This window comes from Nitrospira sp. (genome assembly GCA_024760525.1).
Lineage (GTDB): Bacteria > Nitrospirota > Nitrospiria > Nitrospirales > Nitrospiraceae > Nitrospira_D.
This window is the reverse complement of sequence record CP060499.1, coordinates 2,567,082-2,592,153: the sequence shown is the minus strand read 5'-3', so window position 1 is coordinate 2,592,153 and position 25,072 is coordinate 2,567,082. Positions and strand designations below refer to the sequence as shown.

The 25,072-nt window shown below is 58.2% G+C and carries 27 protein-coding genes; all 27 read left to right on the top strand.

What is annotated here, in order from left to right; translation table 11 throughout:
- The 27 genes from fliG to H8K04_11980 all read left to right on the top strand — a co-directional run bounded on the left by fliG (nt 1) and on the right by H8K04_11980 (nt 25,069).
- Complete coding sequence (gene fliG / locus H8K04_12110; GenBank protein ID UVT14592.1) at nt 1–993, top strand: flagellar motor switch protein FliG; 993 nt, start codon at nt 1–3, stop codon at nt 991–993.
- Nucleotides 993–2,018 (top strand): response regulator, encoded by a 1,026-nt coding sequence (locus H8K04_12105; protein UVT14591.1) that lies wholly within the window; start codon nt 993–995, stop codon nt 2,016–2,018. The genes fliG and H8K04_12105 overlap by 1 nt, the downstream gene beginning before the upstream one ends.
- Complete coding sequence (locus tag H8K04_12100) at nt 2,008–3,315, top strand: FliI/YscN family ATPase (protein ID UVT14590.1); 1,308 nt, start codon at nt 2,008–2,010, stop codon at nt 3,313–3,315. The genes H8K04_12105 and H8K04_12100 overlap by 11 nt, the downstream gene beginning before the upstream one ends.
- On the top strand, nt 3,312–3,752 hold the full coding sequence (fliJ, locus tag H8K04_12095; protein ID UVT14589.1) for a flagellar export protein FliJ: 441 nt from the start codon (nt 3,312–3,314) through the stop codon (nt 3,750–3,752). Before H8K04_12100 ends, fliJ begins: the two co-directional genes overlap by 4 nt.
- Nucleotides 3,749–4,507, top strand: coding sequence for a hypothetical protein (locus H8K04_12090; protein ID UVT14588.1), 759 nt, complete (start codon nt 3,749–3,751; stop codon nt 4,505–4,507). Before fliJ ends, H8K04_12090 begins: the two co-directional genes overlap by 4 nt.
- 72 nt (nt 4,508–4,579) lie before the next feature.
- Nucleotides 4,580–4,972: a hypothetical protein gene (locus H8K04_12085; GenBank protein UVT14587.1), complete on the top strand. Its 393-nt coding sequence runs from the start codon at nt 4,580–4,582 to the stop codon at nt 4,970–4,972.
- 535 nt (nt 4,973–5,507) lie between these two features.
- Nucleotides 5,508–6,845 (top strand): flagellar hook-length control protein FliK, encoded by a 1,338-nt coding sequence (locus H8K04_12080; GenBank protein ID UVT14586.1) that lies wholly within the window; start codon nt 5,508–5,510, stop codon nt 6,843–6,845.
- A 20-nt stretch (nt 6,846–6,865) separates the two neighbouring features.
- The gene (locus H8K04_12075) at nt 6,866–7,519 is read left to right on the top strand and encodes a flagellar hook assembly protein FlgD (protein UVT14585.1); all 654 of its coding nucleotides are present in this window, start codon (nt 6,866–6,868) and stop codon (nt 7,517–7,519) included.
- Nucleotides 7,520–7,561: 42 nt separating this feature from the next.
- Nucleotides 7,562–9,298, top strand: a complete 1,737-nt coding sequence (locus tag H8K04_12070; GenBank protein ID UVT14584.1) for a flagellar hook protein FlgE — start codon at nt 7,562–7,564, stop codon at nt 9,296–9,298.
- Between the two features lie 285 nt (nt 9,299–9,583).
- Nucleotides 9,584–10,135 carry a flagellar basal body-associated FliL family protein gene (locus H8K04_12065; protein ID UVT14583.1) on the top strand — a complete coding sequence of 184 codons (552 nt, stop codon included), beginning with the start codon at nt 9,584–9,586 and terminating at the stop codon, nt 10,133–10,135.
- Nucleotides 10,136–10,144: 9 nt separating this feature from the next.
- Nucleotides 10,145–11,119 (top strand): flagellar motor switch protein FliM, encoded by a 975-nt coding sequence (fliM, locus tag H8K04_12060; protein ID UVT14582.1) that lies wholly within the window; start codon nt 10,145–10,147, stop codon nt 11,117–11,119.
- A 25-nt stretch (nt 11,120–11,144) separates the two neighbouring features.
- Nucleotides 11,145–11,513 (top strand): flagellar motor switch protein FliN, encoded by a 369-nt coding sequence (gene fliN / locus H8K04_12055; GenBank protein UVT14581.1) that lies wholly within the window; start codon nt 11,145–11,147, stop codon nt 11,511–11,513.
- Between the two features lie 19 nt (nt 11,514–11,532).
- Nucleotides 11,533–11,934 carry a flagellar biosynthetic protein FliO gene (locus H8K04_12050; protein UVT14580.1) on the top strand — a complete coding sequence of 134 codons (402 nt, stop codon included), beginning with the start codon at nt 11,533–11,535 and terminating at the stop codon, nt 11,932–11,934.
- A 25-nt stretch (nt 11,935–11,959) separates the two neighbouring features.
- Nucleotides 11,960–12,694 (top strand): flagellar type III secretion system pore protein FliP, encoded by a 735-nt coding sequence (fliP, locus tag H8K04_12045; GenBank protein ID UVT17966.1) that lies wholly within the window; start codon nt 11,960–11,962, stop codon nt 12,692–12,694.
- A gap of 98 nt (nt 12,695–12,792) precedes the next feature.
- The gene (fliQ, locus tag H8K04_12040; GenBank protein UVT14579.1) at nt 12,793–13,062 is read left to right on the top strand and encodes a flagellar biosynthesis protein FliQ; all 270 of its coding nucleotides are present in this window, start codon (nt 12,793–12,795) and stop codon (nt 13,060–13,062) included.
- A gap of 9 nt (nt 13,063–13,071) precedes the next feature.
- Nucleotides 13,072–13,860: a flagellar biosynthetic protein FliR gene (gene fliR, locus H8K04_12035; protein UVT14578.1), complete on the top strand. Its 789-nt coding sequence runs from the start codon at nt 13,072–13,074 to the stop codon at nt 13,858–13,860.
- Complete coding sequence (gene flhB, locus H8K04_12030; protein UVT14577.1) at nt 13,853–14,929, top strand: flagellar biosynthesis protein FlhB; 1,077 nt, start codon at nt 13,853–13,855, stop codon at nt 14,927–14,929. The genes fliR and flhB overlap by 8 nt, the downstream gene beginning before the upstream one ends.
- A 38-nt stretch (nt 14,930–14,967) precedes the next feature.
- Nucleotides 14,968–17,064, top strand: coding sequence for a flagellar biosynthesis protein FlhA (gene flhA, locus H8K04_12025; GenBank protein ID UVT14576.1), 2,097 nt, complete (start codon nt 14,968–14,970; stop codon nt 17,062–17,064).
- Nucleotides 17,065–17,072: 8 nt separating this feature from the next.
- A complete protein-coding gene (gene flhF, locus H8K04_12020) occupies nt 17,073–18,410 on the top strand; it encodes a flagellar biosynthesis protein FlhF (GenBank protein ID UVT14575.1) in 1,338 nt (445 codons plus the stop codon).
- Nucleotides 18,411–18,429: 19 nt separating this feature from the next.
- Nucleotides 18,430–19,299 (top strand): MinD/ParA family protein, encoded by an 870-nt coding sequence (locus H8K04_12015; GenBank protein ID UVT14574.1) that lies wholly within the window; start codon nt 18,430–18,432, stop codon nt 19,297–19,299.
- Between the two features lie 24 nt (nt 19,300–19,323).
- Nucleotides 19,324–20,070: a FliA/WhiG family RNA polymerase sigma factor gene (locus H8K04_12010; GenBank protein ID UVT14573.1), complete on the top strand. Its 747-nt coding sequence runs from the start codon at nt 19,324–19,326 to the stop codon at nt 20,068–20,070.
- Between the two features lie 411 nt (nt 20,071–20,481).
- Nucleotides 20,482–21,252: a flagellar hook-basal body protein gene (locus H8K04_12005; GenBank protein UVT14572.1), complete on the top strand. Its 771-nt coding sequence runs from the start codon at nt 20,482–20,484 to the stop codon at nt 21,250–21,252.
- A gap of 37 nt (nt 21,253–21,289) precedes the next feature.
- Complete coding sequence (gene flgG, locus H8K04_12000; protein UVT14571.1) at nt 21,290–22,081, top strand: flagellar basal-body rod protein FlgG; 792 nt, start codon at nt 21,290–21,292, stop codon at nt 22,079–22,081.
- 10 nt (nt 22,082–22,091) lie between these two features.
- Complete coding sequence (gene flgA / locus H8K04_11995; GenBank protein ID UVT14570.1) at nt 22,092–22,892, top strand: flagellar basal body P-ring formation protein FlgA; 801 nt, start codon at nt 22,092–22,094, stop codon at nt 22,890–22,892.
- Between the two features lie 4 nt (nt 22,893–22,896).
- Nucleotides 22,897–23,628, top strand: coding sequence for a flagellar basal body L-ring protein FlgH (locus tag H8K04_11990; protein UVT14569.1), 732 nt, complete (start codon nt 22,897–22,899; stop codon nt 23,626–23,628).
- Nucleotides 23,629–23,642: 14 nt separating this feature from the next.
- A complete protein-coding gene (locus tag H8K04_11985; GenBank protein ID UVT14568.1) occupies nt 23,643–23,909 on the top strand; it encodes a hypothetical protein in 267 nt (88 codons plus the stop codon).
- 20 nt (nt 23,910–23,929) lie between these two features.
- Complete coding sequence (locus H8K04_11980; GenBank protein UVT14567.1) at nt 23,930–25,069, top strand: flagellar basal body P-ring protein FlgI; 1,140 nt, start codon at nt 23,930–23,932, stop codon at nt 25,067–25,069.
- The last annotated feature ends 3 nt before the right edge of the window (nt 25,070–25,072 follow it).

Sequence of the window (25,072 nt, the reverse complement as noted above, 5' to 3'; positions counted from 1 at the left end):
ATGACGAAGAACCTGACGGGTGAGCAGAAAGCAGCGATCCTTCTTCGCGCCATCGGGGAAGAGGCGGCTGCCCAGGTCTTGAAGCAACTCGACCCCAAAGAAATCAAAAAGCTGGGAAGCTTCATGGACGGCACGGCGCAAATCTCGCGAGACGAGGAAGACGCGGTCATCTCGGACTTTCGCGCCCAGAGCGCGACGGGACAAGTCCAGTTCCATGGAAAAGAGTTTATCAGGACCGTGCTCAATAAGGCGTTGGGTCCGGAAAAGGCGGCGCGGATCATCGAATCGATGGCCCGAAAAACCTATCCCGGCCTGGAAGCGCTGAAATGGGTCGATGTGAGGAGCCTGGTTCAAATGCTGAGGATCGAGCATGCCCAGACGGTGGCGGTGGTGCTCGCCCACCTTGAGAGTGAACAAGCCGGGCAGGTGCTGGCCGGGCTTCCGGAATCGATGCGCGGGGATGTGGCGCTTCGGCTCGCGACCATGGAGGAAGTGCAGCCGGAGGTCTTGGAGGAACTCAGCCAAAGTATGCAAGAGGCGTTGTTGACCAGTAAAGGAATGGGATCGCAGAGCATCGGAGGCCCTGAAGTGATGGCCGACATTCTGACAAGAATGGACAAGGCCAACGAAGGCGGCATTATGGTCAGGATCGCCGAGAAGAGCCAGCCGCTGGCCGATGCCATCCGGGCGCTCATGTTCGTGTTCGACGACCTGATCAAAGTCGACGATCGCGGCATGCAGGAATTGATGAAGGAGATCAGCAAGGAAGACCTTCCGTTGGCCCTCAGGGGCGCCAATCCGGAGGTCAAGGAGAAATTCTTCAAGAACATGTCCAGCCGAGCTGCGGAAATGTTGAAGGAGGATATGGAGTCCAAGGGACCGGTCAAGGTGTCCGATATCGAGAAGGCGCAACAGAATATCCTGAAAGTATGCAGGAAGTTGGAGGAAGAAAGCCGCATCGTCATCGCCGGACCGGGAGAGGAGATGTTGTAGTGACGGGCATGACCATTCCGGGGATGACCGCGTGCGAGCGAGGAGTTTCGCGACTTCAGAGCACCATCTTAGTCGTTGACGATGACGAGGGGGTTCGCAATTTGTTCCTCGAACTGTTCAAGCCGGAGCGAGTGCCCATTCGAGTCTCCGGGTCGGGGCAGGAGGCGCTGTCGATGGTGAAGCAGATGGCGCCTGCGCTGCTGATCGTCGATGTCCTACTGCCGGATCAGGACGGGATTGCGGTGCTCGAAGAAGCACAGCGGACTGATAATCGGATTATCGGCGTGGCGATGACGGGAGCCGCGACGGTGGAACTCGCCGTCCGCGCGATGAAGGCCGGCGCCACCGATTTTTTGATGAAGCCTTTTCAAAACGAAGTCGTCCTGGCCACCGTGCGCCGCTTATTGGAACTCCATCGGCTGCGCAACGAAAATACCGTCTTGAAGCATGCGGCCGTACGATCCGGCGCGATACGTCTGCAGAGCGCGCCATTCCAGACCTTCGGAGACGACGGGGCCGTCCGAAGGGAGAGCGATCCGACGGAATATGAGCGAGGTCTGGTGGACGGCCGGCGGCAGACGGAGGAGCAGCGCCGGCACGATATCACCGTGCTGACCGACGCCGTCAGGAAGTTCGATGCCGCCCGGTCACAGCTCCGACAGACGGTCGATGACGAAGTCATCGCGCTCGCGCTTCAGATTGTGTCCAAGATTCTTCACGAGTCGGCCGAGTCGTGCCGGGACCAGATCGTAGTGCAGGTCAAGACTGCGTTAGGCGCCATTCGAGAGTCCGGTGGCGTGGTGATCCAAGCGCATCCGGCGGATGCTGCGGTACTCGAGGCTGTTCGGGCGGATCTCACGGGGCAGCAGGATATTGTGTTGACGATCCACATCGAACCGGTGCCGTCCCTTCCACGGGGAAGCTGCCTGCTGCATACCGCGACGCGACAGGTCGATGCCTCTCTCGATACCCAGCTGTTCCGTTTGGGCGATGCCTTGAAGAGCAGGCCTCAACATGAGTCTTAGTCAACTCATCGAGCACGTCGAACCGATCGAAATCTCCGGAAGAGTTGCGCAAGCTGTCGGGATTGTCGTGGAAGGGTACGGGCCGATGACCACCGTCGGAGAACTGTGCCGGATTACGAGAGAGGCCTGTGGGGGGCCGATTGCGGCGGAGGTGGTGGGATTCCGTGGGAATCGTGTCTTGCTGATGCCGCTGGGGGACATGCAGGGCATCGGGCCGGGCAGCCGGATTACGATGACGGGCCACGTGGCCGATCTTGCCGTCGGGCCGGGCTTGTTGGGAAGAGTGCTCGATGGCTGCGGAAATCCGATGGACGGCAAAGGGCCGCTGAGGACCGAAGAACGGTATCCGCTTCATGCCGGAGCGCCCAACCCGCTCCAACGAGCCCGCATCCGCACTCCGCTTGATCTCGGCGTTCGCGCGATCAACGGGTTTCTGACGTGCGGACGCGGGCAGAAAATGGGCATTTTTTCCGGTTCCGGGGTCGGAAAGAGCGTGCTGCTGGGGATGATCAGTCGCTATACCAAAGCGGATGTCAACGTCATCGCCCTCATCGGAGAACGAGGCCGGGAGGTCAACGAGTTCTTGGAGCGCGATCTCGGGACGGAGGCGCTCGGACGCTCCGTCGTAGTTGTCGCGACTTCCGACCAAGCCCCTCTCGTGCGGATACGCGCGGCATTGGTGGCCACAACCATTGCGGAGTATTTCCGTGACGCCGGGAAACAGGTCTTGCTGTTGATGGATTCGCTGACCAGATTGGCCTACGGCCAGCGTGAAGTCGGGCTGGCGATCGGCGAACCTCCGACGACCAAAGGCTATACGCCGTCTGTGTTCGCGCTGTTGCCCAAGCTCTTGGAACGCGTCGGAACCGGACCGGGACCGGGAACCATTACCGGATTGTATACCGTGCTGGTAGATGGGGATGACCTCAGTGATCCGATCGCGGATTCGGTCCGTTCGATCTTGGACGGCCATATCGTCTTATCGCGCGCGTTGGCTGCGCGCAATCATTTTCCCGCGATCGATCTTCTCCAGAGCGCCAGCCGGGTGATGCGGGATATCGTCGGGCGACCGCAGTACGATGCCGCCAGGCGTCTGCTCGAATTAGTGGCCCGGTATCGCCAATCCGAGGATTTGGTGCTGTTGGGAGCCTACAAGTCGGGGATGAATGCCGGACTCGACCGCGCCGTTCAGGCGCAGGAGGCGATCAACTCGTATTTGAGGCAGGACATTGAGGAGTCCTCGAGTTTTGCCGCATCGGTGCAGCAGCTTGAGGCGCTGGCCCAGAAGACGGCATGAGTCTCGATTCGTTGCAGAAGTTGCGCGCCCAGACCGTAGAGGCCTTGATGATGGAATTGGCGCAGATCACTCAAACTCTCGCCCGCAGCGAGGAGCGCCATCGCGATATTGAAACTCAGATACAAACGGATTCCGCGGACTATGAACGACACACGAAGCAAGGGCTGACGATCGAAGCCTTGTTGGAATGGCAAGCGCGCATGGATTCCCAACAAACCGCACTGCGCCACGCGCGTCGCGAAATCAACCAGGCCGCTTCGGCATGGCAGCATACCAAGTCTCTCCTTGTCGAAGCCAGTCAGGAGTGCAAGCTGCTTGAGCTGGTGGCGGAAAAACGCCAGGAAGCGAAACGGGCGGACATGGGGCGTCAAGAGCAGCGGGTCACGGATGATGCCGCGAGCCGCCGGTATTCCAGCGGAAGTGAGAGTAGGTCATGAAGGTACGATCTTCGCGGGTCAGGGTCAATCCCTTTCGTCTCGGCGGCATTGGACATCTTGCTGTGAATCTGCCGAGGAGGAACCGGCGGTCTTCGCTGTGGACGATGGTCGGCGGGATCATCGGCTCGACCATCCTCCTGTGGGTGATGGTGCAATTGGGACAAGCCTCATCCGGGCCTAAACCGAAGACGCCGCCTCTGCCGCAAACTTCAGTGAAACAAAGTCAGCCACAGCCTATGCAAGAGGGGGAAAGCACCGAAGGCGAATCCCGCGACGATGCCAAGCTGTTGGCACCCCCCGTGACCCAGGGGCCGGCAATCAATCTGCCCCGGGAAGTGATCGAGATGCTGGAACAGCGGAAGCGCGATTTGGACCGGCGTGAGGACGCGATCCGGGAAAATGAAGAACGGCTCATGATCGTGAGGAGTCAGGTCGAGCAGCTTTTGGACCAGAACGAAGCCTTGGAAAAGCGGATTCAAAGCGCGCAGGGCAAAGACGACCGTTCACCGGCTCAACTCGCGAAAATCCGCGCGGAGAAGGACCGTGCGGGACAGGATCAGCGAATGCAACTCGCCAAAATCTACGAAGCCATGGCGTCGGAGGACGCCGCCGCGCGCCTGGAACGTATGCCGGACCGCAAGGCGATCGAGATCCTTCGGATGGTCAAATCCAAAACCGCCGGAGCGATCCTGGCTCAGGTCAAAGCGGACCGGGCCGCCAAACTCACCGAACAGCTGCTGGCCCAAACGCCGTAAGGGCTCCATCACGCACTGTCTCAAACGAGGCCCGATATTGACCGGGCGGCGAGGGGACGATAGAGTGATCGCATGTTGCGAACTGTGGCCGTCGCGCTGGTCTTGATATGTACCGCCGCTCCTCTGTGGGCTGCCGAAACGGAACCGTTCAACCCCGATCAACCCTTCGAGGAGACGCTCAGCACGACTCTGCTTCGTTCGCTCCTCAATCAGGCGCTCGATACGCTGGAAGACCACGTGGAGATCACCGGCCGGCTGAGCCCGGATTCGTCACACGACGGGAAAGACAAGCATTTGCGCTTCAAGTTCTATCCCGAGGGCAAGTCGAAATCGGATCAACATCTTACCGCAGAGGGTTGGTTTCGCTCCTCACCGGAGACCGGGCAGCGTGATTGGCATTTCAGGTTCAAGCTGCCCGAGGACCGCTCAAAGAAACTCCCGCTGCAGTTTGAATCTCCGTTGTAATAGGGCAAAGAGCGATGGTTATCGTTTTGCCGGTCACTTTTGCCTAGTGCCCAGTAAAGTTTTCCTCTCTCGCCATACCGTTGTCGAGATCCTCATCAGAAATCTCACATAATTTGAGCTCTTACAAGGCCGCTTCAGATGGCATGGGGCTTGTATTCTTTCGGCACGGATCATACGAGACCGACCTACTATGGATTTCATCGCTCCTAATATGTCCTCCGCTCCGTCCGGTCCCTCTGTGGATGGGAGTTCCAAGCCGGTCCGGGCAACGACTTCTCCAAACTCCAGCAGCGTTCGAAAGAGTTTTTCCACGGTTCTTCAGAGAGCTCGTGGAGAAGGGGAGAGGGCAGACGCCCGCGAAGCGGATGACAGTCGATCGGCGACGAAGTCCAATGAGGGGTCCCCGACGAAGGAGACGAGAGGTCTGAGTGGTTCCTCGACTCGAACGGAGCGGGCTGATGCATCACCCGCTCAGGCAACGGACGACGGCCGATCGAGTAACACTGAGAGCAACACTGATGTTTCAAAGACAGACGTGGAATCTTCCGGACAGGAGAGCCATGCAGGTTCCGATGCTCAGGGGCAAGAATCTTCGCCTCTACTCACGGTCATTCCTTTTCAGCCGACACCTGAAGCGATCGATGAGACCGAGGTTCACACGGAGGGAGAGATTCACCTGGAGGACAAGGTTGCGGTCGGCGAAGAGATTCACCCGTCTCAGAATGGCACTGAGGCTTCCGGCGATCTCCCAAAGCCTCCGCTGATCTCGCCGGCGACGGTGAATGCTCCGGTGACGGAGTCCCACCCCTCTGAAGACCATCCTTCTCCCAATACGGTTAGCACTCCTCCGCACGATCCGTCGAAACAGAAATTGGATGCTTCGGCGACTCAAGCGAAGAATGCTTCACAAGCCGACCAAGTCGTAAGGCAGACTCCGTATGTCGTTGTGAATGACAGCGGCGCAGCCGTGACGGATAGCGGAAAAAATCAGCCGGTGTCTGTGGAGCCGCAGCCTAACGCGGCCCTTCCACAACAAGACTCGGTGGTTCGGCGGGCGTTTCACGCCTACCTTGGTGCGGTGTCATCAAACGGTAAACCGGAAACCCCCAAGCCGGATTCGGTTCTGCTCGAAGAGGTTCCACAAGACCATTCCGCTTCCACACAGATCGCCTACTATGGGCGAGCCCTTGGGAATTCAGAAGACATCGGAGCGAGGGTGCGGTGGGCCTTCCCACATGGGCAGCAGCCTGGCGATGAGGCAGGAGAGCAGTTCAACGAGTTGTGGGCGGATCACCATGGTCCACAACCTGATCACGTGGTCGCCAAACTGCCGCAGGCGGCTGTGGTCGATCTTCAGCTTGCGAACGGACAGTCTGCCGGGCCGATGGCGGCCGGAGTTCAGGCCCATTCGGGCTCCGGTCCAACGTCGCCGCCTTCCAATGCCTCCTTCGTGAGCCAACCGCCGCCGGCTATGCCGACCTCTTACCCGGCGGAACACTCCATGCGCTTGATGACGCGATCGGTGGTGCTCGACTTGACTCAACCTGATCTGGGTCATGTGAATGTTCGTGTCGCGATGATGAATGATGTGGTCCATACGCACATGTCAGCCGACAGACCGGAGGTGGGCCAATACCTTATGAACGGGCAGGACCGTTTTCAGGCCGTTTTGCAGACGAACGGATTGGAAATGGGACAGTTCCGTGTCGATATCGATCGCCAAGGCGCCGGTCGTTCCTTTCAGCAGGGTCAGTTTCAGGAACAAGGCCATGCGTGGAATCAAGGTTCACATGGAATGGAGCATGAGCATGGCCGTGACGGGCGGGATGAATCGCGCGGATCGCTGCACGGCCTCTTGAATTTGGTCGCGTAGACTGGAAAGGGGATACGGCAATGGTTGATGTATCACAAATCACTTCGACGGCAACTCCATCGGCATCCGAAAAAACAGGACCTCGACAGTTAGGGCAGGACGATTTTCTCAAGCTCCTGATCACGCAATTGAAGAGCCAGGACCCTCTGAACCCAACCAACAATACCGAATTCGTCTCACAGCTCGCGCAATTCAGCCAGTTGGAGCAGAGCGCGAAGCAAGCACAGCTGATGCAGAAGAGCCTCGACGCGCAGACCGCTTCGCTGCAGTTCACGCTGCTGCCCATGGTCGGCCGACAAGTCAGCGTCGATCGTCCGCTGACGCACGTGGAGAACGGTTCGGCCTCGCTGACGTATGCGCTCGAAAAGGGTGCGGCCCGTGTGCAGATTACGATTCTCGATCAGAATCGGCAGGCTGTGCGAGTGTTGGAATACACCGGCCGCCAGGCCGGGCTCAACCAAGCACAGTGGGACGGGAAAGACAGCAAGGGCGTCGCCTTGCCGGCCGGCATCTATGAGTACGCCATCTCTGCCGTCGACAATCAGGGCGCAGCGGTGGCCGCAAAAGGCCGTGCGCAACTCACCGTGACAGGCGTGCGTATGGAAGATGGGCAACCGAAGCTGGCTATCGGCCCGATAGCTGTGGATCCGTCGGAGATTGTGGAAGTGCAGTAGCAGGAAACTGTCCGAACAGGCTGAAGAAGGAGGCATGCACCCATGGGAATTCTGTCGTCATTGTTTGCCGGAGTCAGCGGGCTCAATGCGAACGGCACAGCGCTCTCCGTCATCGGCAACAACATCGCCAACCTCAGTACGGTCGGTTTCAAAGGGAGCAAAGCGACGTTCGCCGATTTGATCAGTTCGTCGATTTCAGGCGGGGCCGGCGCGATTCAGACCGGCATCGGCGTGGCACTCACATCTGTTCAGGGGAACTTCTCTCAAGGATCGCTGGCGACGTCATCGAACGTCTTAGATCTTGCGATCGACGGCAACGGGTTTTTCATCGTTGAAGATGCGCAGGGCGGCACCTTTTATTCTCGTGCCGGTCTGTTCCGCCTCGATAAGAACAACAATGTTGTGGATCCTACGGGATTCAAGCTGCAGGGATTCCTCGCCGATACCACGGGCACCATTACCGGGACGATCGGCGATATCGCCCTACCGTCGACCACTGCATCGCCGCGAGCCACGACCACGGCTTTGGTTGCAGCCAACTTGAACTCATCGACCTCGCCGAGCGGTGTGTTCGGCAATATCGTGGCTTCAGCGGCGTCGACGACCACGACCGCCGGTGGTAACAATTCTTTTACGATCGACCTGAACGGTGACGGCGCTCAGACGATTACGGTGGCGAACGGGTTGACCGGTTCGGCGCTGGCCACTGCGATTCAAAATGCCGTGCGCGCGCTGGTCCCCGCCGATCCCTTTAAGGCTGGCGCCTACGCGGGGTTCACGGCGTCGGTCAACGCGGCGAATATCTTCACGTTCGCCTCGGGCATGACCGGCACGACGAATAATTCCACCACCGGAACCGGAACGGTGGTAGTCGCGGCAAACGGCGGCGATACGCTGGCGGCCAACCTCAATATGCTGGCACCCACTTCGACGACCGGCACGGATTTCCAGCTATCGGACCCGCCGTCCACCTCGAACTTTTCCACGTCGATGACGGTCTTCGATTCGCTCGGCAACAGCCATCTGCTGACGACCTACTTCACGAAGATCGGCGCCAACAGTTGGAACTACAATACTGTGACGGGTGTCAACGATGTTGTCACGGCGAACTATGATCCCAGCAACATCGACGCCAGTCTGGGTATTGTTCGAATCGGATCCGGTACCTTGACGTTCGGGACAGACGGGACGCTGGATCGAGAAAGTACGGTGATTCGCTACGACGACGGCACGGCGACCGGTACGTCGGGCACGGTTCCGGGAGAGCTACAGATCGACTTTGTCGGGGCCACGCCGGACCAGTTGATCGCGCTGAATTTCGGCTCCAGCGTGACGACCGACGGCGGGAGCGGCCTCGACGGGACCACGCAATTCGGGTCGACGTCGGCGCTCGTGCAGCAGACACAGGATGGTTTTGCCGCCGGCTCGCTCCAAGCCTTTTCGGTGGATGCGAACGGGATCATCAATGGCCGCTTCTCCAACGGGCAACTGCGGGCACTGGCGCAGGTCGTGCTGGCGCGTTTCCCGGATCCCATTGGACTCACGCGGACCGGGAAGAACACTTTTGCACAATCCGGTAACTCCGGCCAGCCGGTCACGGGCACGCCGGACAGCGCAGGCCTTGGGCGGGTCCTGTCCAACTCACTGGAGTTGTCGAATGTCGATCTCGGCGAAAGCTTTATCGATATGATCGCCGCGCAGCGCGGTTTCCAGGCGAACTCTCGGGTGATCACCACATCCGACGAAATCCTTCAGGAGTTGGTCAATCTGAAACGGTAGACCCATTGCCTTGGGGTTGGGCGGGGAGTGAAGTCATACTCTCGGCCCAACTCCCCCCTCTCTTCTCCGCGTCCGGTATCCGTCGCCATTTCCGTCAGCTTATTGACGCTGTCAAGTGGTTGGCTGACAGCGAGCCCATCCTCCGACCACCACGCAGCAGGCGCCCCAGTGAATTATGCGAAAAGTGTGTTGATTCGCGATGGTCGATAGCCGCTGGGACCAGCCTGTGGTGGCATATGCATTGCAGTCTCCCAGCCTGGCCAACGAGTCACTCGAGGAGGAGCCATGGCAGATGCAGCAGCGGCAGACGAAAAAGCTCCGGTAGCGCCCCCCGCTTCGGCGTTCCCGGTCAAACTTCTGATTATTGTGTCGGTCGTTGCCTTACTGTTCGGCGTGGGTGGGGCATTTGTGGTCATCAAATTCCTGGGAGGATCGAATAAGGGTTCGGAAAGCGCGGAAGAGCATAAAGCTGAAGCGGAGGCCAAGCCGGAACCGACGAGCGAGGTCAGCGGAAAGCAAGGCCAGGCTGCGGTGCCGGGAGCCATGTTCGACTTGGAACCCTTCATCGTCAACCTCGCGGATACACCGGACGTTCGTTACCTGAAGATCACCATCAAGCTCGAGGTGGAGAGCGAAGCCGTCTCCAGCGAGCTGTCGGCGCGTGTTCCCCAAATACGGGACGCGGTGCTCGTCCTGCTGAGCAGCAAGGATGTCAATGCGGTGAGAACGACTCAAGGGAAGCTACAACTGCGTGATGAAATTACCCAACGCATCAGCGCGGTCCTGAGAAAGCCCGGCGTCCGCTCCGCCTATTTCACTGAATTCGTCGTTCAATAGACTGGTGTTATGGAAAAGATCCTGTCACAGGACGAAATCGATGCGCTCCTCAAGGGAGTCGTTTCTGGAGAGGTCGAGACCGCTCCTAAGGACAATACACAAGATGCAAAAGGTGTGACGCGATACGATCTGTTCAATCAGGAGCGGATCATCCGCGGGCGGATGCCGACCATGGAGATGGTCAACGACCGGTTCATCCGCCGCCAATCGATCATTTGGACCAGCATGTTTCGAGAGGCCGTCGATTTCGCCGTGGTCGGAACGCAAGTCGTCAAGTTCGGCGAGTTCTTGAAAAAAGTTCCGATGCCGTCGTCGCTGAACGTGTTTCATATGCATCCGTTGCGGGGAAACGCGCTCTTCGTGATGGATGCGTTTCTGGTGTATCTCGTCGTGGATTATTTCTTCGGCGGAAAGGGACAGACTCATGTGAAGCCTGAGGGACGGGATTTTACGTCCGTCCAGCTGCGTATCATTAAACGATTGTTGCTGCAAGCTCTCGTCGACCTCGAAAAGGCTTGGCAGGCGGTCGTGCCGGTCAAGGTGGAGTACCTCCGCTCCGAAAGCAACCCGCAGTTCGCGATGGTGGTCACCGCCTCGGAAATCGTGGTGGTCGTGACCCTCCAAGTCATTCTGGGAGAAACCGCCCGCGAGCTGTACATCGTGTATCCCTACAGCATGCTTGAGCCGATCAAAGAGAAGCTCTATTCCGGCCTCGTCTCGGATCATGTCGATCAGAACGGAGAGTGGAATCAGCGATTTCGTGACCGGCTGCAGGACTGTCCCCTCCCTATTGCGGTGCGGTTGGGAACGGCGACCGTGACGGTGAAAGATGTCATGAATTTTACCCCCGGAGACGTCATCTTGCTTGACCAGCGTCCGGGTGACCTCCTCGACTGTTATGTCGAGGGACATCACAAATTTCAGGGCAGTCCGGGGATCTTCAAAGGCAATCACGCTTGCCGCGTCACCAAAGTATCGAGCTAGTCAGAACAGCACGAAGAGAGCAACTATGGCTGAATCAGAATCCGCGACTCGCACCGACCCTCAGACGACCGGGAATCCTACTCCGCAACCCGCTTCGTTTCCGTCAGTCCAAAGCACGGAAGCCGGAGGCACTCCGAAGAACATCGATTTCATCCTGGACATTCCGATGAGCGTCTCGGTTTACGTCGGATCGACCAAGATGGCGATTCGCGATCTGTTGCAGCTGGCGCAAGGGTCGGTGATCGAACTGGACAAATTGGCGGGCGAACCGATGGAAGTGATGGTGAACAACAAACTGGTCGCTCGCGGCGAAGTGGTGGTCGTGAATGAAAAGTTCGGCATTCGATTGACGGATGTAGTCAGCGCGGCGGAACGCGTGCAGCAACTTCGTTGAACGGTCAGAGGAAGCGATCGTGATTGATCTGTGGGAAAGCTTGTTCCGCACCGTCTCGGCTCTGGCTGTGGTGTTGGCTCTCATGGGGGTCGCGGCGTTGGCGGTCCGGCGACTGATGGGGCATCGATTGGGAATCACCGGCGGCCGACCGCTTGTCCAGGTACTCGCCAGCGGCTATGTCGCTCCGCGCAAGACGGTCAGCCTCGTGTCGGTCGCGGGTGAATATCTGATCATCGGGACGACGGCAACCGACCTGGTCCCATTGGGGCGCGTCAGCGATTCCGCTCAATTGCGTGAATTGCTCGCTGCACCCATCCAGACTCCTTCCACCGAAAGCCCGGCGCCGCAGTCGGTCTTGGCCTCATGGCTTCGACGTCTGCCGCTGAGCTCGTTTAATCATGACAAAGGAATCCATGGCTAACCGTCACGACGCCGGCCGAATCATGATGTGGGCGATCGTGGTGGGGGCAATGGCGATCCTCCTGATACCCTCGTCGGGCTCGGCAGCGAGCGGTCCTTCGGTCAGCATTGATTTCGGAGCGAACGGCCCCCAACAAACTTCGGTGGTCATCCAGATCTTGATTCTTCTGACGGTCCTGTCCCTGGCGCCGGCCCTCTTCATCATGGTCACGTCCTTCACAAGAATCGTCATCGTCTTGTCGTTTCTCCGGCAAGCGCTCGGAACGCCCACAGTGCCGCCGAACCAAGTGTTGCTGTCTTTGGCGCTGTTCTTGACGATGTTTATCATGGCGCCCGTGGGTCAGGCCGTCTACAGCAATGCCATGCAACCGTTGATCGCCGAACAGATTTCGTATGAGGATGCGTGGAAAAGGGGTATCGAGCCGGTGCGAACATTCATGCTTCACCAGGTGAGGGACAAGGATCTTGAACTGTTCATCACGTTGAGTCACATCCCGAAGCCTGAGCGGGTGGATGATGTTCCCACCCATGCGATTATCCCGGCGTTCATTCTGAGCGAGCTGCGGATTGCGTTTCAAATCGGGTTCTTAATCTACATCCCCTTTCTGATCGTCGACATGGTGGTCGCCAGTATTCTGATGTCGATGGGTATGATGCTCCTTCCTCCTGTCGTGATTTCCCTCCCGTTCAAACTGATCTTATTCGTGCTGGCTGACGGCTGGTATCTGGTGGTGGGTTCGATGGTGCGTAGCTTTCAGTGAAAGGTCACGTGTCGTGCGTGTCTCGTGAAGGGTATCTCGCACGGCGTAACCAGTGACGCGTCGCGCGATACGTAATACGCGCAACGGGGAGAAATGACATGACGCCGGAGTTGGTGACCGAACTGGGCAGACAAGCGTTGGAGACGACACTGCTGGTGTCGTCGCCGATTCTGGGGCTCAGTCTGTTCGTCGGCTTGGCGATCAGCGTTCTCCAGGCGATGACCCAGCTGAATGAGGCCACGCTCACGTTCGTCCCCAAAATACTGGCTCTCTTCGGTGCGCTGTTGCTGTTTCTGCCGTGGATGTTGAACGTCATGACGACATTCACGGCGAATCTGCTCATCAATATTCCCAACTACGTGCATTAGTACGTAACGATGGCGCTGACACAGACTTTCCAGATTCTTCTTCCGGAGTTCCAAGCCTTCTTGGTCCTGATTTCCCGCATCGGTGGGCTTGTGGCTGCCTTACCGGTCTTGAGCGGCCGAGCGGTTCCAATGAAAGTCAAAGTGATCCTTGTTCTGGCGTTGGGGGTGCTGTTGGCCCCAATGGTGCGGCTCCCGATTCTACCCTACGATCCACTGGCCATGACCGCCGGACTCGTGAGCGAAATGGTGATCGGGCTGACGATCGGACTGGCCGTCCGATTGTTCTTCAGCGCGCTTGAAGTGGCCGGAGAGTTGATCGGCGTCCAGATGGGATTCGGCGTGGTGCAACTGTTCGATCCCGCCACCGCGCATCAGACCTCCATCATCGGCCAATACTTCACGTTGTTGGCCTCACTCGTCTTTCTCTCGCTGAACGGACATATGCTCCTGGTCGCCACAATCCTGTCCAGTTATGACGCCATTCCGGCCTTCGGAGCGTCACTTCCGGCCGGAACGGGAGACGATGTGCTGCGCCTGTCTCAATCCATGTTCGTCGTCGGATTGAAATTGGCGGCGCCCGTGCTCGTCATCATTCTCCTGATCAATATTCTTTTGGCGATCCTTGGACGAGCGGTCGTTCAGATCAACGTGTTTGTGCTGAGTTTCCCCGTCACCATCGCCGCAGGCCTGGCCGTGCTGGGTTTGTCCTTGCCGTTTACGGTTGAACTCTTGGTTCGTGAGATCGAGCGGCTGCAGCTGACGATACACGGGCTGATGAAAGCGTTGGGTTATGGCTGAAGACCGGAGCAATAAGACAGAACCGGCGACCCCGAAACGCAAAGAGGATGCGCGCCGCAAAGGACAGATCGCCATGAGTCGCGATGTGTCGACGGCGGCCGTTCTCTTGGGAGGCGTCGGCCTCTTGGCGTCCATGTTGCCGGTCGGCATGCTGAAAATGACTGAAATGACCCGTCAAGGTCTCACCCTCTCGTTTCCCCAGGAGTTCTACGAAGGGCTGTCGATCGAACAGGTGTCTTCGATCATCATTCACGCCGGGATGACGGTGTTTGCCCTCTGTCTTCCGATCGTGGTGGGGATTCTCGTGATGGGAAGCGGTACCGCGCTCTTGCAAACGGGCTTGTTGTGGCGCGCGGACGCGCTTCAACCGGATGTCTCCCGGATCAGCCCGTTGAAAGGACTGTCCCGGTTGTTCTCGTTTCGATCCGTGATGGAGCTCATCAAGGGACTCCTCAAGATCGCCATTGTCACGGGCGTCGGTCTCTGGGTCGCCCGCCACGACATTCTACGGATTCCAGGGTTGATCGAGTTTGATATGGGGTCCGTCTTGCAGGTGACCGGACAACTGTCCTTGAAAGTCGGATTAGCCGTTTCCGGAGCGATCGCCGTCCTGGCCGTGTTCGACTATTTCTATCAGCGTTACGAATGGGAACGAAGCCTCCGCATGTCGAAGGATGAAATCAAGGAAGAGCACAAGGCGGCGGAAGGCGATCCGCTCATCAAGAGCCGTGTGCGGACCGTCCAGCGGGAACTCACGAAGAAACGGATGATGGCGGCCGTCAAGACCGCGGACGTGGTGATCACCAACCCGACCCATTTGGCCGTCGCGCTGAAATACGATACCGCCACGATGGGGGCTCCGGTGGTCGTCGCCAAAGGCGCCGGTTTGATCGCGGAACGCATCCGAGAGCTGGCGCGCCATCACGGCGTGCCGGTCGTCGAGAACAAGTTCGTCGCGAGAACGATCTTCAAGCTTGTCGATATCGGCAGGGAGATTCCCAGTGATCTGTATCGCGTCGTGGCGGAGATTCTAGCGTTTGTGTATCGCGCCAGGGGCATGACGCCATGAACAGAATGCTGAAAAAGACCGCCAGCTGCTAGGGAATTATGGCGACTGCAATAGAACCAGCGGGCCGAACCCAGTTGATCAAGCATCCGGACGTTCTGATGTCCGTTGGAGTCGTGGCCATCATCATGGTCATGTTGATGCCGCTGCCGCGGTTTCTGCTCGACTTGTTATTGAGCTTCGACATCACGTTGTCGGTCATTATTCTGCTGGTCGGACTGCAAGTCCGGCGACCGATTGAGTTCTCGGTGTTTCCCTCGGTGCTCTTGATGATTACGCTCTTCAGGTTGTCCCTGAACATCGCCTCCACGCGTCTCATTCTGCTGCATGGCAACGAGGGTGCCGGAGCGGCCGGCGAAGTCATCCGCGCCTTCGGGAACTTTGTGGTCGGAGGCAACTATACGGTTGGCCTGGTGGTGTTCACGATTCTTGTCATCATCAATTTCGTCGTGGTGACGAAAGGCGCGGGACGTGTGGCCGAGGTGGCCGCTCGCTTCACGTTGGACGCCATGCCCGGAAAACAGATGAGTATCGATGCCGACCTGAACGCCGGTCTGATCAATGAAGCAGATGCGCGCCGCCGGCGGCGGGAGATCTCCGAAGAGGCGGACTTCTATGGAGCCATGGACGGTGCCAGCAAGTTTGTCCGGGGAGATGCCATCGCGGCCGTCATTATTGTACTGGTCAACATTCTGGGTGGATTGGCGATCGGTATTCTACAGCAAGGCATGAGTCCGGCCCTTGCGGCGCAGACCTATACCATTCTCACGGTCGGCGAGGGGTTGGTGGCGCAAATTCCGGCCCTGATTGTCTCGACCGCGGCGGGTATCGTGGTGACGCGCGCCGCCTCCGACACGGACTTGGGCGGTGAGATGACTCGACAGCTGCTGACGTCCTCCAAGGCGGTGGGCATTGCGGCCGGCATTCTCCTCGTGCTGGGATTGATACCGGGTCTTCCACATCTGGCGTTCCTCGTGTTGGGCAGCGCTGTCGGGTGGATGGCCTACCATCTCCACAAGCAGGAACAGCTTCAAGAGGCTCCGGTACCGAGTCCGGTCGCACCGAAGGCGGATGAAGGGGTGACCCGAGTGATCCCGCTCGATCTTATGGAGGTGCAGGTAGGGTACGGACTGATAGGACTCGTCGAAGGAACGCAAGGCACGGCGCTGTTGGATCGGATCAAAGCCTTGCGGCGCCAGTTTGCGGAAGCGATGGGTTTCGTGGTGCCTCCGATCCATATCCGCGACAATCTCCAGCTGCGCCCGAACGAGTACGCCATCATTCTTAAAGGAGTGGAGGTTGCGAAGGCGGAGGTATTGCCCGGCCATCTGCTGGCGATCGACCCTGGGACCGGCCAACGAGGATTAGTGAAAGGAATTACGACCAAAGAGCCGGCGTTCGGGTTGCCCGCGCTTTGGATCACCGAGGATACCCGCGAACAAGCTCAGATTGCGGGATATACCGTAGTCGATGCGAGTTCCGCCATCGCCACGCATCTCTCCGAGTTGATTAAGCGTCACGGCCATGAACTGTTGGGTCGGCAGGAGGTGCAAGCGCTATTGGACGAAGTTGGAAAATCGCATCCCAAGCTGGTGGAGGAGCTTATCCCGACGCTGGTGCCGCTTGGAACGGTCGTGCGGGTTCTCGGCAATCTGCTCAAGGAAGGCATTCCGATACGAGATTTGCGGTCGATCCTTGAAGCGATTTCCGACCAGGCGACAAGCACCAAGGATGCCGACGTGCTCACGGAGTATGCCCGGCAAGCATTAGCCCGGACCATCACCAAGCAGTATCAGGCGCCCGACGGCAGTTTGCTCGTGATTACCTTGGATCCCCGGCTCGATCGTTCATTGGCGGAACAAGTGGCGGCCTTGCCGCCCGGCGCCAGTTTGAACCTTGATCCCGCACTGTCGCATAAGCTCTTGAGCAACCTGAAGCAGGCCGCCGAGCGGGTCGCAGCGCGGGGACAGCAGCCGATCGTTCTCTGTTCGCAGGCCGTGCGCCGCCATCTCCGGCGACACAGCGATCGCCTTCTTCATTCAGTTCCCGTCATGGGACTGAACGAAGTCGATGCCTTCGTTCGCTTGCAATCACTCGATACGGTTCGGATCGACTTGGAATTGGCGCAACCATCTTAGGGTAGTCCATGAAAGTAAAGACGTTTCACGCACTCACCATGCAGGACGCCATGCGGGCCATTAAGGAAGAACTGGGGCCGGACGCCATCATCCTGTCCTCGAAAGAAGTACGCGAAGGGGGACGACTGCTCCGGGCGTTCAATCGCCCGGTGCTGGAAGTCATGGCAGCCTCTGATCAGGACGCACAGCCATCCGTTCAGGTCAGGGAACCGGCCCCCAAATCCGCTCCACCAATGCCTCGGCCCGATGCCGCGCCCCCTTCGCCTCTGGCGGCGCAAACCTTTCAACAGACGCTGGCAACCATGCTGCAACCGAATGGTGAGGCGGGCGCACCGATTGCCGGGAAGCGGCCCGCATCATTGAAACCATCTCAGGACGATGAGAAGCCGAACCGGCTGCGGCATCTGCACACTGTGGTGGGCGAATTGAGCCGGTTGTTGCAAGACTTGTCGCAAGAGGAGAGTCAACCGCCCGCGCGCCCGCTGTCGCCCGTGTTTTCGAGGTTGCGCTGCTCCTTGGTCGAACAGGGGATGAATCCGTCCACTGCCGAAGCGCTCGTCAACGATGTCTGCGAAACCATGAAAGCCGAGGGTGTGAGCGGCAATGAGTCGGCCAAGCGCGCGGTCCAGCGGGAGATCTCGCAACGAATCCGAACCAGCGGGCCATTGATCAACGGGGACGGGCATTCCGCCATCGGTCTCTTCATCGGGCCCAGTGGTACCGGAAAGACCTCTGCGGTAGCCAAGCTGGCGGCGCACTACCGTCTTGAGCAACGAAAATCCGTGGCCATCATTACCTTTGACAATCATCGGGAGGCCGCCGTCGAACAGTTGCGTCGGTACGCCAAGCTGATTGGAGCGCCGTTCGCGTGCGCGCTATCGGCCCGACAGCTGTCTGAAGGGCTCCGCCGTCATGCGCAGGTCGATCTCGTGCTGGTCGATATGCCGGGAGTCGGACCGGATGATCTGACGTTGGCCAAAGAATTGCGTCATCTGTTGGCAAAGGAGACCGTGACGACTCATCTTGTCCTTCCGGCGTCCATCGCGGAACGTGAGGCCCACCGGATTACGGAGCGTCTCCACGATCTGCCGAAGCCGAATCTGCTGTTTACGAAGCTCGACGAGACGGAGTCTTTTGGATCTATCTTCGAAGTGGCTTATCGATCCGGGGTACCGCTCTCCTATTGGAGTGTCGGGCGACGAGTTCCCGGAGACATCGAGATCGCCTCCGCAGAACGCCTGGCGGCGCTCATCACCGCAGAGGGTTCGCGTGGGGCCGTCGGTCAATCGGTTCGATCATCGGAGACAGCTCCTGAGTTGACAGGAACTGGAACACATCATGGATAACTTGCTTGGAGGTCGCGATATGCAGCCCAGAACGAAACAGTCCGTCCTCATGCCGGATGAAGCCCGTCCGGCAGGTGAGTCGTCCACTCAGGTCATTGCCGTTTCCAGCGGCAAGGGAGGAGTCGGGAAGACCAATGTGGTGGCGAATCTGGCCATTGCACTCACGAAAGCAGGAAAGCGGGTGCTGATTCTGGATGCCGACCTGGGCTTAGGCAATCTCGATGTCCTTCTTGGGCTCGTCCCGCAGTACACGATTGAAAACGTACTGGCGGGCACACATACGCTCGACGAGATCGTGCTCAAAGGTCCGGCGGGCATTCACGTGCTGCCGGCAAGTTCCGGGGTCCCGCAGCTTACGGCACTGACTGAATCGCAACAGGTGGTGATCCAAGAGCAGCTGGCACAGCTGGCCGGTGAGATGGACGTGCTGTTGATCGACACCGGGGCAGGCATCTCCCCGACCGTGACGTTTTTCGCATCCTCGGCGGATGAGACGATGGTCATCGTATCGCCGGAGCCGACGTCGCTCACGGATGCCTATGCGCTGATCAAAGTGTTGGCACGTCAATATCGAGAGCGTCGCTTTAAAGTTTTGGTCAATCAGGCCAAGAGTCCTCGTGAAGCCTCCGAGGTGTTCGGCAAGCTCGACGTGGCGGTGGACCGTTTTCTTCATGTGGCCATCGAATTCGTCGGGTCTATTCCCTATGACGATTATGTGCATATGGCGGTCATGCAGCAGAAAGCGGTCTTCGAAGCGTTTCCTGATGCACCGTCTTCCCAAGCCTTCAGGAAGATCGCTCAACAGATAGTCCAATGGCCGAAGCCCGGTCTTCCGAAAAGTTCCGTACAGCTCATCTGGCAACGATCAGCCATACACGCCGGCAACTGAGAACAGGTCATACGTGGAACAATCATGAGCAAAACAGCATTGTCACACGAGCGGAAATCCTTTTCGCAGGGAACGAGACGTGAGGAACTCATCAAGGAGTTTGCCCACGTGATTCGCGCGATGGCGCATCGGCTGGCCTTCCGCCTTCCAGCCTACTTGGATGCGGAGGACTTGATCTCGGTCGGCACCATCGGGCTCATGGATGCCATGGACAAGTATGATCCCACCCGGGAAGCGAAGTTCAAGACCTACGCGGAGTTCCGCATTCGTGGGGCCATGCTCGATGAGATCCGTTCGATGGATTGGGTTCCTCGATCGGTCCACGAACGAATCGGTCTGCTCCAAAAGGCGCATGTCACGCTCATGAGCCGATTCGGTCGGCCGCCGCATGACGACGAAGTGGCGACGGAGCTGAAGATGTCCTTGGAAGAGCTGGACGAGTTCATTGTGCGGGCCAGAGGCGCGGTGATGATCAGCGTGGACGATTTGAGTCTTCAAGAACCGGACGGGCATAAAGTGGTGAAGATGTTGGCCGACACGCATACGCCTGATCCTTTGTCGTCGTTGGTCAACGAGCGCGAACGTGAATTGATCACCGGGGCCATCCAAGCCTTGCCGGAAAAAGAACGTCTTGTCCTCACGTTGTACTACTATGAAGAGCTCACGATGAAAGAGATCGGGGAGCTCATGAAGGTGACCGAGTCGAGAGTGTGTCAAATTCATACGAAGGCGATCATTCGACTTAAAGCGCACTTGCAAGCAGTCAGTTGATCGTGACCGCCGGTAGAGGCGAGCCCCTCTCGCCCTTCAGTTTCGCGCGAATACCACTGGCTATCATCCACGATTGTCGCTGATGCTCTCCAACGCAGACCTTCTCCCTTCAGCCTTCGGCCGTCAAGCACTGCCCTTCTCATCCACCGTTCGCCGAGGGACTCCAACGGGCGAGGAGAGGAGGCTGGTGAGCTTCTCACTATCGCTGCTAGGAAGAATTTTCACCTCGATGGGTAGAATCCGCCCTACCAGGATCGCCCGTGCTTGATTCCCATTCAGGCCCGCCTTTCCGGCCGTCAGCTTATCCCCGCATTTAGGCGATTTCCAATCCTGTGGGACATAATCGTTGAGCAGACGATCCTGGCATAAGGGTTGCTGTCACTGTGTGGGACATCAAAAGGAGTCGGCAGTATGAACCGTGGAATCTATCCTATCTTGTCCGGAGCGCTGGCCCATGAGCGGCGGATGCAAGTATTCGCCAATAACATGGCGAATGTGAATACGGCCGGTTTCAAGCAGGATGAGCAGGCGTTCAAAGCGATATTTCCCCGGTACCATGCAGTGGCGGCACCGAGCGGTGTGAACATGGGATTGGCGCAGCAGATCATGGCCAGACCCTTCGGCCCGGCTGAACGGGCATTTGTGGCGCCGCATCAAATCAAGACCACGTTCGAGGCGGGCCGGATCAGGCTCACCGGCAATCCACTGGACATCGCCATTCAAGGACGCGGGTTTTTTGAGGTGGACACACCGCAAGGGGTTCGGTATTCCCGCAACGGCATGCTGTCGCTCGATCGTGAACGTCGGTTGGTGAACGGTTTGGGCTATCCCGTCATGGGGACGAAGGGCGAGATTAAAATTCCTCCCGGGAAGCTCGAGATTACGACACAGGGAGACATCAAAGTCGACGACAAACCCGTGGCGACGATCAAGATTATGGAATTTGCCGAGAATGACATGCCGCAGAAGTCCTCGGAAGGGCTCTTCTATTCGGAGAAGGGGACGATCAACAAACATCCGCAAATTCAAGTCGGGCACATCGAAGAGTCCAACGTCAACGCAATCGGCGAGATGGTGAAGATGATTCAGGGCATGCGCACCTATGAATCGACGCAAAAACTGATTCAGTCGCTGGATCGAATGGCCGAGATCGCGATTCAAGATGTGGGACGAGTGTTGTAGCGGCGGGTGAAGTGATAAGGGATCAAGGAGGGGTGAGATGATCAGAGCCATGTGGACAGCGGCGACCGGAATGACGGCGCAACAGATCAATGTCGATACCGTCGCGCATAACCTTGCGAACGTCAATACGAACTCGTTCAAGCGCAGTCGCGCTGAATTCGCGGACTTGCTATATCAGATCCAGCGGCTCCCGGGCACGAATGCTTCCAACGTCGGAGTTTTTCCGGTCGGCATTCAGGTCGGCGCCGGCGTGCGTCCAACGACGGTGGCGAAAGAATGGCTTCAGGGAAACATGCGACAAACAAACAATGAGCTGGACCTGGCGATCGATGGCCCGGGGTTTTTTCAAGTGTCCCGCCCGGACGGGACGATCATGTATACGAGAAACGGGTCCTTCAAGCGTGACAACGTAGGCAACGTCGTGACCGGAGACGGGGACCTTCTGAATCCCGTCATTACGATTCCATCCGGCGCGCTCAAGGTGGATATCGGCCAGGATGGAACCGTCTCAGTTTTGCTTCCCGGAGTCACGCAGGCCTCGCAAGTCGGGCAAATTCAGCTCACCAGGTTCGATAATCCTTCGGGTTTGGTCGCGATGGGGAATAATCTCTTTATCGACAGCTTCGCTTCGGGACCTCCGACACAGGGGACCGGCGGTTTTACCACCGGGTTCGGCACGATCCAGCAGGGATTCTTGGAGAGCTCGAACGTCAACCTCGCTGAAGAAATGGTCAATATGATCATCGCCCAGCGAAGTTACGAGATCAATTCCAAGACGATTCAGGCCTCCGATGAAATGATGGCCATTGCGAACAATCTCCGACGATAAGGAGCAGTCCATGTTTAGAGTTCTGAGCCTGATTCTGCTCATGTCGACCGGACTCGTGGGGGGCGCTTCGGCGGCCACAGGGGCGTCCAGTGGCGATGCCCGCTCGGTTGCCTCCCAGAACAGAGCCCCGGTTCATCAACAGATTGAACCGGCGGCGGGCCGTGCCGCCGTCGGTGAGGTCACTCCCGATCGGATGATGCAGGTGATTCAGAAATACTTGGAGGACGAATGGGCCCACAAGATCAAGACGGTCTCTGTGTCGGTATTGGAACCGTCGGATCCGATTCAAGTCTCCGGTAGCCTGGTGGAACTGCGTGTCATTCCCGGCTCGACTGAGGAAAGTCCGGGGCGCCGCATATTTCAAGTGGAAGCGGTGACGAACAACAAGCTCCGGAAAACCGTCCAGGTTCTGGCCGATGTGACGGCGATGATCGATGCGGTCGTTCCTGGCCGTTTCCTCAGAACGGACGAAGTGATCGAAGCCGGAGATCTCAAAACCGCCCGAACTCGTGTGTACCAGGTGAATCATCCGTTCGTGACGGATCAAAGTGAAGTCATAGGGAGGAGCGCGACCAGACCCCTTCCTCCCGATGCCCCACTGCGTTCCGCATTCGTCAAGCTCCCCTTGGTTGTGAAGAAAGGGGATCGAGTCCTCATCCAAGCGCAACGGGGAGGCCTGTCGATCCGGGCGTATGGCATTACCAAGTCGAGCGGGCAGGTGGGGCAGAGCATCATGGTTGCCAATCTGGATTCCGGTCGTGAGCTGAGAGCCACGGTCGTCGCTCCCAGTATCGTTCAAGTGGAGTTCTAACGGGATGTCGATGGATGTCATCAGCGAGAAAGGAATCGACGTGAGACCGCGCCTCGGAACGGCAATCGGCTGCGTCTGTATGATCTCCGCGCTTCTCCTGCAGGGATGTTCAAGTCCGCCCAGTGTCTCAAGCAAGATCGCCCTGACTCCATTGCCTCCACCGAAGACCGTGGGTTCGCTGTGGCAGGAAGAAAACGGGCGGGCCTATCTCTATGAGGATCTCCGCGCCATGCGTATGGGCGATATCCTCACGGTTAAAATTGTGGAAAACCACAAAGGGTCCAAGTCTGCCGACACGGCGGCTCAACGTGAGTCGACCATTAAAAACAGTCTTGTCGGCAGCGCGATGGGGTACATCGGAATACCGGGAGTCCGGTTCAGCGATGAAACTCGTCGTGGAATGGGGATCGACGCCAGCGCCGCGAATAAATTCGGCGGAAAAGGCGCCACCAGCCGCGAAGGAACTCTCACCGGCACCATCTCCGTGATCGTCACCGAAGTGCTTCCGAACGGGGATCTTCGTATCGAAGGCCGCCGCGAGGTCAGCGTGAATAGTGAGAAACAGCTCATGAGCATCGGTGGGATTGTGCGTCGCGTGGACGTGGATACGAAAAATACCGTGCTGTCCTCCGCCATCGCCGATGCCAGAATCGAATATTCCGGTCTCGGCGTCCTGGACGACGTGCAGCGACCCGGATGGTTTGTTCGGATTCTTGATTGGGTCTATCCATTCTGAGGAGGGGATATTCCATGCAGGCTCCGGTGAGACGAAGGCCGATTCTGAGGGCAGTTCGCAAGAGGCCGGCGTTGAATCTCCAGACTCTCGAAATGATGGTGCAGAGCGGGGTGGTCCGGCGTGCTGATTTTGATCCTCGTCCCACCGTGAGTCTGAAACAATTTCAGGTGGCGGATGAAGCCGATCGCGACTCCATGAGAGGAACGGCTTCGGAGCAAGGTTGGCTGGCGCGGGTCATCCTTGGTCGGAAGGCGCTTGCTCTGGCTTCAAGACGGTCCTAACCATGAGGGATACTCGACGCATGTGCTCACGAACTCACTCGCTATTATGTTCACTGGTGTTGACGGGCTATCTGTTCTCTCCTTCAACCGCCGATGCGGTGAGAATCAAGGATATCGGCGCGATTGAAGGTGTACGCGAAAACCAATTGATCGGCTATGGGCTGGTGGTCGGGCTGGATAGTACCGGCGATCGGGTCATCGGCGGACAGTTTACGATTCAGGCGATGATGTCCATGTTGAACAAGATGGGCGTCAATCTGGTCATCGACCCCATTCAGTTGCTCACCAGGAACATCGCCTCGGTCATGGTGACCGCCAAGCTTCCTCCGTTCTCCAAGCCGGGTATGACGCTGGATGCCGTCGTGTCGTCGATGGCGAATGCCAAAAGTCTGCAAGGCGGCACGCTGTTGCTGACGCCGCTAAAAGCTGCAAACCAGCAAGTGTTTGCGGTGGCGCAGGGGCCGGTTTCAATCGGCGGTTTTCTCGGGGGGACAGGCGGCCCAGGTGGGGCCACGGTAGCGAAGAATCATCAAGCGGCCGGTGTGGTTCCCGGGGGAGCCATCATTGAGAAGGAGCTGCCCGTCAACATCGATTCGTGGGAGACAGTCTCCGTCCTGCTGCGGCAGCCCGACTTTACCACTGCCATCAGAACTTCCGAAGCCATCGAGAGCGCATTCGGGAAAGGAAGCGCGTCAGCCGTCAACGCCGGATACGTCAAGGCGACGATTCCATCAATGTTCCACGGTCGCGTGGTCGAATACATCGCATCAATCGAGGGCTTGGATGTGGCCGTCGATGCCGTCGCGAAAGTCGTCGTCAACGAACGGACCGGAACAGTCGTGTTGGGAGAACATGTACGGATTTCAACGTGCGCGATCTCTCATGGCAATCTCACCATCTCGGTCAAGAACACCTTGAATGTCTCCCAGCCGCCGGCACCGCTTATCGGCTCGACAGGGGGGCAAACCACCGTCACGCCGGATGTTCAGACCGAAATAAAAGAGCAGGAGTCGCGTCTGATGGTCGTCGATGAGACGGTGACCTTGGGGGAGGTTGTCCGGGCCCTCAACTCTGTGGGGGTGACACCGCGCGATCTCGTGGCCATTCTATCGGCGCTTAGGTCGGCAGGGGCACTTCAGGCTAATCTTGAAATAATATAGAGA

Bases quoted from the DNA above. Each gene is read 5' to 3' on its own strand.
- H8K04_12065 (UVT14583.1), top strand. From the start codon at position 9,584: ATGGCAGATGCAGCAGCGGCAGACGAAAAAGCTCCGGTAGCGCCCCCC.
- flhB (UVT14577.1), top strand. From the start codon at position 13,853: ATGGCTGAAGACCGGAGCAATAAGACAGAACCGGCGACCCCGAAACGC.
- H8K04_12100 (UVT14590.1), top strand. From the start codon at position 2,008: ATGAGTCTTAGTCAACTCATCGAGCACGTCGAACCGATCGAAATCTCC.
- H8K04_11985 (UVT14568.1), top strand. From the start codon at position 23,643: ATGCAGGCTCCGGTGAGACGAAGGCCGATTCTGAGGGCAGTTCGCAAG.
- H8K04_12090 (UVT14588.1), top strand. From the start codon at position 3,749: ATGAAGGTACGATCTTCGCGGGTCAGGGTCAATCCCTTTCGTCTCGGC.
- fliG (UVT14592.1), top strand. From the start codon at position 1: ATGACGAAGAACCTGACGGGTGAGCAGAAAGCAGCGATCCTTCTTCGC.
- fliM (UVT14582.1), top strand. From the start codon at position 10,145: ATGGAAAAGATCCTGTCACAGGACGAAATCGATGCGCTCCTCAAGGGA.
- fliJ (UVT14589.1), top strand. From the start codon at position 3,312: ATGAGTCTCGATTCGTTGCAGAAGTTGCGCGCCCAGACCGTAGAGGCC.
- fliR (UVT14578.1), top strand. From the start codon at position 13,072: ATGGCGCTGACACAGACTTTCCAGATTCTTCTTCCGGAGTTCCAAGCC.
- H8K04_11980 (UVT14567.1), top strand. From the start codon at position 23,930: ATGTGCTCACGAACTCACTCGCTATTATGTTCACTGGTGTTGACGGGC.
- fliQ (UVT14579.1), top strand. From the start codon at position 12,793: ATGACGCCGGAGTTGGTGACCGAACTGGGCAGACAAGCGTTGGAGACG.
- fliN (UVT14581.1), top strand. From the start codon at position 11,145: ATGGCTGAATCAGAATCCGCGACTCGCACCGACCCTCAGACGACCGGG.
- flgA (UVT14570.1), top strand. From the start codon at position 22,092: ATGTTTAGAGTTCTGAGCCTGATTCTGCTCATGTCGACCGGACTCGTG.
- H8K04_12075 (UVT14585.1), top strand. From the start codon at position 6,866: ATGGTTGATGTATCACAAATCACTTCGACGGCAACTCCATCGGCATCC.
- H8K04_12070 (UVT14584.1), top strand. From the start codon at position 7,562: ATGGGAATTCTGTCGTCATTGTTTGCCGGAGTCAGCGGGCTCAATGCG.
- fliP (UVT17966.1), top strand. From the start codon at position 11,960: ATGTGGGCGATCGTGGTGGGGGCAATGGCGATCCTCCTGATACCCTCG.
- H8K04_12010 (UVT14573.1), top strand. From the start codon at position 19,324: ATGAGCAAAACAGCATTGTCACACGAGCGGAAATCCTTTTCGCAGGGA.
- flhA (UVT14576.1), top strand. From the start codon at position 14,968: ATGGCGACTGCAATAGAACCAGCGGGCCGAACCCAGTTGATCAAGCAT.
- H8K04_12085 (UVT14587.1), top strand. From the start codon at position 4,580: ATGTTGCGAACTGTGGCCGTCGCGCTGGTCTTGATATGTACCGCCGCT.
- H8K04_11990 (UVT14569.1), top strand. From the start codon at position 22,897: ATGTCGATGGATGTCATCAGCGAGAAAGGAATCGACGTGAGACCGCGC.
- H8K04_12005 (UVT14572.1), top strand. From the start codon at position 20,482: ATGAACCGTGGAATCTATCCTATCTTGTCCGGAGCGCTGGCCCATGAG.
- flhF (UVT14575.1), top strand. From the start codon at position 17,073: ATGAAAGTAAAGACGTTTCACGCACTCACCATGCAGGACGCCATGCGG.
- flgG (UVT14571.1), top strand. From the start codon at position 21,290: ATGATCAGAGCCATGTGGACAGCGGCGACCGGAATGACGGCGCAACAG.
- H8K04_12015 (UVT14574.1), top strand. From the start codon at position 18,430: ATGCAGCCCAGAACGAAACAGTCCGTCCTCATGCCGGATGAAGCCCGT.